The organism is Mucilaginibacter sp. P4_G9 (assembly GCF_056400985.1).
Window position 1 is genome coordinate 1 of sequence record NZ_JBFUKF010000291.1, and the last position, 6295, is coordinate 6295.

Annotated in this window: 8 protein-coding genes; 5 read left to right on the plus strand and 3 right to left on the minus strand. The window is 39.9% G+C overall.

Going from position 1 to position 6295, the window contains the following annotated elements:
* Window positions 1-734 (minus strand): ChaN family lipoprotein (locus AC1DPZ_RS19810; protein ID WP_477406615.1); only part of this gene is annotated, 734 nt, incomplete at its 3' end.
* A gap of 134 nt (window positions 735-868) precedes the next feature.
* Between AC1DPZ_RS19810 and rpmH the strand changes: the two genes are divergently transcribed.
* The 4 genes from rpmH (at window position 869) to tsaB (ending at window position 2525) form a co-directional block, all read left to right on the plus strand.
* The gene (gene rpmH, locus AC1DPZ_RS19815; RefSeq protein WP_184542896.1) at window positions 869-1027 is read left to right on the plus strand and encodes a 50S ribosomal protein L34; all 159 of its coding nucleotides are present in this window, start codon (window positions 869-871) and stop codon (window positions 1025-1027) included.
* A 79-nt stretch (window positions 1028-1106) separates the two neighbouring features.
* Window positions 1107-1508 (plus strand): ribonuclease P protein component, encoded by a 402-nt coding sequence (rnpA, locus tag AC1DPZ_RS19820; protein WP_477406617.1) that lies wholly within the window; start codon window positions 1107-1109, stop codon window positions 1506-1508.
* Entirely contained in the window at window positions 1505-1747 is a 243-nt protein-coding gene (yidD, locus tag AC1DPZ_RS19825) for a membrane protein insertion efficiency factor YidD (protein ID WP_477406619.1), read from the plus strand. The genes rnpA and yidD overlap by 4 nt, the downstream gene beginning before the upstream one ends.
* Window positions 1748-1829: 82 nt before the next feature.
* Window positions 1830-2525, plus strand: a complete 696-nt coding sequence (tsaB, locus tag AC1DPZ_RS19830; RefSeq protein ID WP_477406621.1) for a tRNA (adenosine(37)-N6)-threonylcarbamoyltransferase complex dimerization subunit type 1 TsaB — start codon at window positions 1830-1832, stop codon at window positions 2523-2525.
* A 42-nt stretch (window positions 2526-2567) separates the two neighbouring features.
* Here the strand turns inward: tsaB and AC1DPZ_RS19835 are convergent, their stop codons facing one another.
* Both AC1DPZ_RS19835 and AC1DPZ_RS19840 read right to left on the minus strand, forming a co-directional pair.
* The gene (locus AC1DPZ_RS19835; RefSeq protein ID WP_477406623.1) at window positions 2568-4007 is read right to left on the minus strand and encodes a DUF5723 family protein; all 1440 of its coding nucleotides are present in this window, start codon (window positions 4005-4007) and stop codon (window positions 2568-2570) included.
* 138 nt (window positions 4008-4145) lie between these two features.
* Window positions 4146-5735, minus strand: a complete 1590-nt coding sequence (locus AC1DPZ_RS19840) for a hypothetical protein (RefSeq protein ID WP_477406625.1) — start codon at window positions 5733-5735, stop codon at window positions 4146-4148.
* 85 nt (window positions 5736-5820) lie between these two features.
* Here AC1DPZ_RS19840 and AC1DPZ_RS19845 point away from each other — a divergent pair, with 85 nt between their 5' ends.
* Window positions 5821-6219 (plus strand): DUF423 domain-containing protein, encoded by a 399-nt coding sequence (locus tag AC1DPZ_RS19845; RefSeq protein ID WP_477406627.1) that lies wholly within the window; start codon window positions 5821-5823, stop codon window positions 6217-6219.
* Window positions 6220-6295 lie beyond the last annotated feature (76 nt).

A 6295-nucleotide genomic window follows, 5' to 3' on the forward strand; every position in this document is an offset into this window, starting at 1 on the left:
TGGGCTGCTGCGCCTAATTTTTCTTCGCTGTGGAAACCTCCGTTAAGCTGCAATATTTTAAAACCGGAGTGGCTTTTATAAAATTTAGCTATTGACCACCCCATGGTAGCATCCCAAAGGTTTTGCGATTGATAGATTTGCATACCGGCCATTGCACTATGCCCGCCCATGATTTTTACAAATTTATCATAGTACACGCCGGTAGCTGTATCAATAGGCAGGGGAGCAAGGTAAGCTTTTGCCTGGGCATCCAGTTGTTGTAAACTGCCCAAACCACCGCGTGTAACCATATTGGTATACCGGGATGGCGCGTTGGCCGCAATTACAGGTACCTGGCTTTGTTTGGCAAGTTCAACCAGTGGCCTGTAATCTTTATAATTGGGCCAGGTGCGGGCATCGCTAATTAAGTTTTTCTCGCGAATGAGGCCGCCCAGGTATTCGTTAAGCACAAGTTGGCAATCGGTGCTAAACATTTCCATAGATAAGGCGGTTTTATGTGGATATTGTTGTTCCAGCTCTTTAAATAGTTCAAACTCCAGTATATGCCCTGTAGAATCATTATGCTCTTCGCCAAAAAACAGTACATCGGCTTTGTTCATACTGCTGATAATATCAGCAACTGTGGCCGGTTTTTGAGTAGCTGTGTTATATATTTTATAGTGAGAGGCGGCTATTTCCTGGCCCAGGGATATAAAAGGTAAACACATAAGTAACAGGATGCCGGCTGATTTCATATTATGGTTTTAAAACCTTTAATTTACACTAACTAAAACGGAATGACAAATAAGAAAAATAGTGTTTGAAAAGTTTCAAAATATTACTACATTTGCGCTCTTGTTTTTAAAACGACGAATAGAATAAAATAGCCATGAAAAGAACGTTTCAGCCTTCTCAAAGAAAAAGAAGAAATAAACACGGATTCCGTGAACGCATGTCGACTGCTAACGGCAGGAGAATATTAGCAGCCAGAAGAGCTAAAGGCAGAAAAAGATTATCTGTTTCTGACGAGGGTAGTCACAAAGCATAAACCGGTTGCGCTGGTTTGCCTGTAGGCAAACCAATGGATACCGATTAACTGCTTAAATCCCGGTTCCAATAAGGCAACTATGTATACTTTTAAAAAAGAAGAACGGTTATGTAATAAAAGGCTTATCGATAAGCTTTTTCATAGCGGCTCTTCTTTTTTGTGTTACCCATTTAAAGCCTCGTGGTTGTATCAAACCGAACCACAGCAATATCCTGTACAGGTATTATTTTCGGTACCCAAAAGGCGTTATAAGCGTGCGGTTGACCGTAATTTAATAAAACGCTGTATGCGCGAATCGTACAGGCTGCACAAGCAACAAAATCTTTACAATTTGCTGCTATCGGCCGATAAAGCTATCGTGCTATCGATAGGTTATATTGGTAAAGAAATTGCCCCGTACAGCGTGATCGAAAAAAAGATGCAAAAGCTGTTAACCCAGCTTGCAGAACAATTAGCGGCTACCAACAATGCAATAGTATGATGGCGCTGGTGAGGTTGATTAAAATGCTGATAGGAGGTGTTTTTATATTGCTTATAAAAATATACCAGTATTTTATCTCGCCATTAACAGGTGCATCATGCAGGTATACGCCAACCTGCTCACAGTATGGTGTAGAAGCTATTAAAAAATATGGTGCCTTTAAAGGCGGATGGCTAACCATAAAAAGGATTGCCAGCTGCAATCCCTGGGGTGGGCATGGTCATGACCCTGTACCATAATTAAGTTCAAGGTTTTAAGTGATAATTAATTTGTGGTTACTCAAATCTCAGAACTCAGGATCCCGAACTCAAAACTTAACTCATGAGCCTCATTTTACAAATTGAAACTGCAACAACATCCTGCTCGGTAGCCCTGGCTGCCGGTGGAAAGGTGCTCGCTTTTAAGCAGGTAAATGAGCGCAACAAACACGCCGAAGTAATTACTTTATTTACTGAAGAACTGATAACCGGTAACGGTTATACCTATCGTGATCTGGATGCCATTGCGGTAAGCTGTGGCCCTGGCTCATACACAGGCTTGCGCATAGGGGTATCAACAGCTAAAGGACTTTGTTTTGCATTGGATAAACCCCTTATAGCCATTGAAACGCTGGAGGCTATGGCTTACGGTATTATTAATAATTATCCTGGTATTGTAATTAGCGAAGGCACCCTTTTGTGCCCCATGATTGATGCCCGCCGCATGGAAGTTTATTGTGCAGTGTTTAATGCTGATGGTGAAAAGCTAAGGGCGACCGCTGCTGATATTATTGACGAAAATAGTTTCAGCGAATTGCTGAGCATGCACAAGGTTTTGTTTTTTGGTGATGGGGCCGATAAATGCGAGCGTGTTTTAGGATCAAATCCTAATGCGCTGTTTATAAGTAGTTTTGAAAATTCGGCAACTTACCTTACCCAAAAGGCAGCCGAAAAGTTCCGCAATAATGATTTTGAAGATGTGGCGTATTTTGAGCCCTATTATCTGAAAGATTTTATTGCCGGCAAGAAAGTTTTATAGATGTAAGATGCGCCTGGTCTAAAATCTCATATCTATCTGACGTTATTTATTCGTTTTAAATATCCGGCCCCATAATCTGCCCAAAAAACCCTTTTCGCCCATCGGGATATAGCTTGCATTCATGGGATGCTCAATTACCGCCCCAAATTTCATCGAGAATCCTATGTACAGATCCATGCCCGAATACGAACCGTTATGGTTTATTTGCGTCTGGCTACCTAAAGCTGCCATTGCAAAGCTGGCGGTATTCAACAGTCTTTCGCTGCCTATGTAAAATTCACTATTAGGGTTTTTATACATAAACTGTAAGCCAATGTTAAATAGCTTCATATCATCATAACTGGCTGTAAGCGTGCCGGTATAATTATGATACTGCAGATGATTAACAAGGGCCCCCGTAAAACCAGTAAACCATACTTCCTTGGAACCCACAAGTGTTGGTGTGTATTTGAAGTTATTATCGTAATCTATCCAATAAGTTTTTGATGCGCTCAACTCGGCTTTGGCATTTATTTTTGTAGTGAACGATTTTTTAATTGGGGAGCTACTTAATATATTCATAGTATGATTATAAATACTATCCTCACGATGATCTGATGTAAGGCCTCCATAAGTTTCGGTATTATTAAAATCAGATATTGCGGACCGGCTGCTCCAGTGGATAAAGCCGAGGTCTTTAATATTAGCTTGTATGGTTATTTTATCCTCGGTGAGATATGATGCTCCTAATGATATGGCAGCTCCCGGGCTGCGAAACGTAGGTAAATAATCACGCGCAGAGGGAGCCCCTGGTATATAGCTTGAATAATAACGGCCACGCATAGTAATAATTGCTTGGCTGGTAAGCTGATTAAATTGAGCCCGCGAACCATCAATATCAAACTTTGAATACTTAATACCCAATAAGCCACTTATTTTGAAACCCAAAGCCAACTGTTTATTGATGCGTTCCCGGTACGAAAATCCTAACTGGTTGTAGGACTGCATCAAAAAATGATCGTTGAAAATATTATTGTATACGGCACCATTTACAAATTTTGAGCCGCCGTCAAGCAAGGCGATGGTTTCATCACTGACAGTCCCCCGGGATTCTAACTTTGTCTGGTACGAAAAACCCATCTCCACATCTCCGTTAAGACTGGTAAACGCTTTAAGCATTATGGCGTACGCATTTACATTAACGTTGAAATGGTTTGTTTTACTCTTACCCACGGTTAACCTGCCCAAACCATATGAAGGATAAGCAGAAAATAGCCTGCTTTTTATACCTTGCTGTATATTGCCGGTTACATAGGCGTTAGCATCAAAGTTKGGTATAAAAAAATTGAATGCATATTGCCTGCTTGAATCTGGTATGAATGACCTTACAGAGGGGTTTTCAAAAGAATCATAAAGTGTACCTGTGTTGTACTGTGAAAATTGCTGGGCAGAAACCGAGAAGGAAAAAAACGTAACGAAAAAAATAATTAAAATCTTATTCATATATAATATCTCACCTTGCCTTAGTCTTCTGTGATTTTTTAAAGATAAAATTCAAAATTGAATATCAATAAAAAAGAATTAATTAATCGTTATTTTAACGTATTTAAGTGTAAGGGGGTTGTGTAATGGACTAAATAATTACTTCTTTAACATTGCGGTATCAATATTGTTTAACTGCATACAGAAATTAGTATAAAAGTTATTGTCTGATGAGGTAAACTGGTAGGCTGCCCCATAAAAACTCCTCCAGCCGGGTTGGTTGTTTTCAAAGCTGTTGTAAAGCGATTCTTTAAGGTCGCGTTTTAATATAGGTTGGGCGTTTTTAAAATTGACAAAGTATGCTACGTTGCTTCTTTCGGCCTGTAGGTTATCAAACTGGTTATATTGCTCATTTTTGCTGATGAATTTACGGTTGATATAGGTATCGGTATAGCTTAGCAGCTCCGACGGAGTAGTTGCCAGTACCAGGTAGTTATCTATGATCATAAAGTAGGGTTTCCTGAAAATGCTGAAGGCATCGCCCAATAAAAAAAACGGCAGCTTTTCATAATTAAATTGCCMAACATTATCAGTGGTCATAGTACTGATGTTGGTCATTAACGGCAATAGTTTTGAACCATCTTTAACAGAAACTATAGCATACTTTTCCTGGTAGCGTGTAGTTACCACAGCAAACTCATTGCTTAGCAAATGTTCAAATTCGGTTTTTAAAAACATGCCTGTCTCTTGCCTTATTTTGCCAAATAGTTTATCCTTTTCGGCGCTCACGCCGGCCTTAATGTGCCATTGCGAAAGATCGGTAGCAAACTTTTGCGGATCAGAGACCGCGAAATTAATACTGTAAGCAGTAGTAGCCGGGAAAATATCTTTTAAACGATTGATAACCGGTTGCTGGTTGGCAAACAGGTTTAAATAACTAAAAGTATGGCTATTGAAGCTGGTAGTGCCATTAAACATCAGCGCATCGCTTTTATAGTTTAAACTAAGTGCAGCAACGGCCGGCAACAGCCGGAAACTTTTGAAAATGTCGGTGTTATTATTCCTGAAAAACTGATCGAATATGGGCGATAACTGCCTGTAATTAATGTACAAATTTGCCAGCGAATTGGAATTCTGCTGATCTGGGAGAGGCACAAATATGTTTTTGCCCTTATCGCTGCGGTATAATATACTTTGATCGATAAGGGCTTTTGAAAAACTGCCGATGAAAATATTATCCTCTTTTTTGATGATGTAAAAATGTTTGTTGATAGCTTTTATAAATATATCATACTCCAAACCTATTGCGTTATGATGTGAGGTTAAAGTTAAGCCACCTTTTGATTTTGTACTTATTTTGGCAAAGGCATCGGGTTCAAAACCTGTAGCTGCTGTGGTAGTTACCAGGAGGCCAACATCATCCGCATCGGTAGGGTGGATTGATATAAAAACATTTTGCCCCGAGAAGAACCCGTTAGCCAGCGGAGATGATAATAATAATTTGCGCAGTGTATCCAGGTCGTTTAGTTTTGATTTGCCTACAACAGCGCTTAATAGCTGATTGCCATTAAAAATATCGTAAAATCCCTTCTCGTTATTGAACTCAAATACCGCAACTGCGTTATCGGGGATGGTTTGCATCACCTGGGTGTTGCGTGCGCCCGGCGGACTTAGATTTTTAAAATAGATAACCGTAATGGATACAGCAGCAGCCAGTAAAATTATGGTGGTAACTATCAGTCGTTTCATCGCGGTTTGCTTTGCAAAGATAGAATTTTACCCTGCGGCATTAAAGTAATACTTTCAATTGGTTAACTTAGCTTTTTATATCTGCATGAACAAACAAATTATCATTACTGCTTCTGTTTTTGGTATGCTGGCGGTTGTAACCGGTGCATTTGGCGCACATGGTTTAAAAGCAGTTTTGCCGGCCTATCAGCTTGAAGTATGGCATACCGCTGTACAGTATAACTTTTATCATGTATTTGCTTTGTTGTTTCTTTCAACTTTTAAGGATGATGCAAAAACTAAGCTGATCAGAGCCTGTTATTACCTGTTTACCTTTGGGATCGTATTTTTCTCGGGATCACTGTACCTGTTAAGTTGTCGGAGTATTATTGGTTGGCACTGGCTTATTTATATGGGGCCAATAACCCCGATGGGCGGCGTGTTGTTTATTTTAGGCTGGCTGTTGTTGGCTGTTGCCGCTTTTCGGGTTTTGGACAAAAGATAAAAGACCATCAGACAAAGGACAAATACATTTTTTGGACAAAAGATAAAGGACTATCAGACGAGGGACAAATACAGTC

Excerpts from the sequence above, each read along its gene's own strand:
- rpmH (WP_184542896.1), top strand. The coding sequence starts at position 869 with ATGAAAAGAACGTTTCAGCCTTCTCAAAGAAAAAGAAGAAATAAACAC.
- rnpA (WP_477406617.1), top strand. The coding sequence starts at position 1,107 with ATGTATACTTTTAAAAAAGAAGAACGGTTATGTAATAAAAGGCTTATC.
- yidD (WP_477406619.1), top strand. The coding sequence starts at position 1,505 with ATGATGGCGCTGGTGAGGTTGATTAAAATGCTGATAGGAGGTGTTTTT.
- tsaB (WP_477406621.1), top strand. The coding sequence starts at position 1,830 with ATGAGCCTCATTTTACAAATTGAAACTGCAACAACATCCTGCTCGGTA.
- AC1DPZ_RS19845 (WP_477406627.1), top strand. The coding sequence starts at position 5,821 with ATGAACAAACAAATTATCATTACTGCTTCTGTTTTTGGTATGCTGGCG.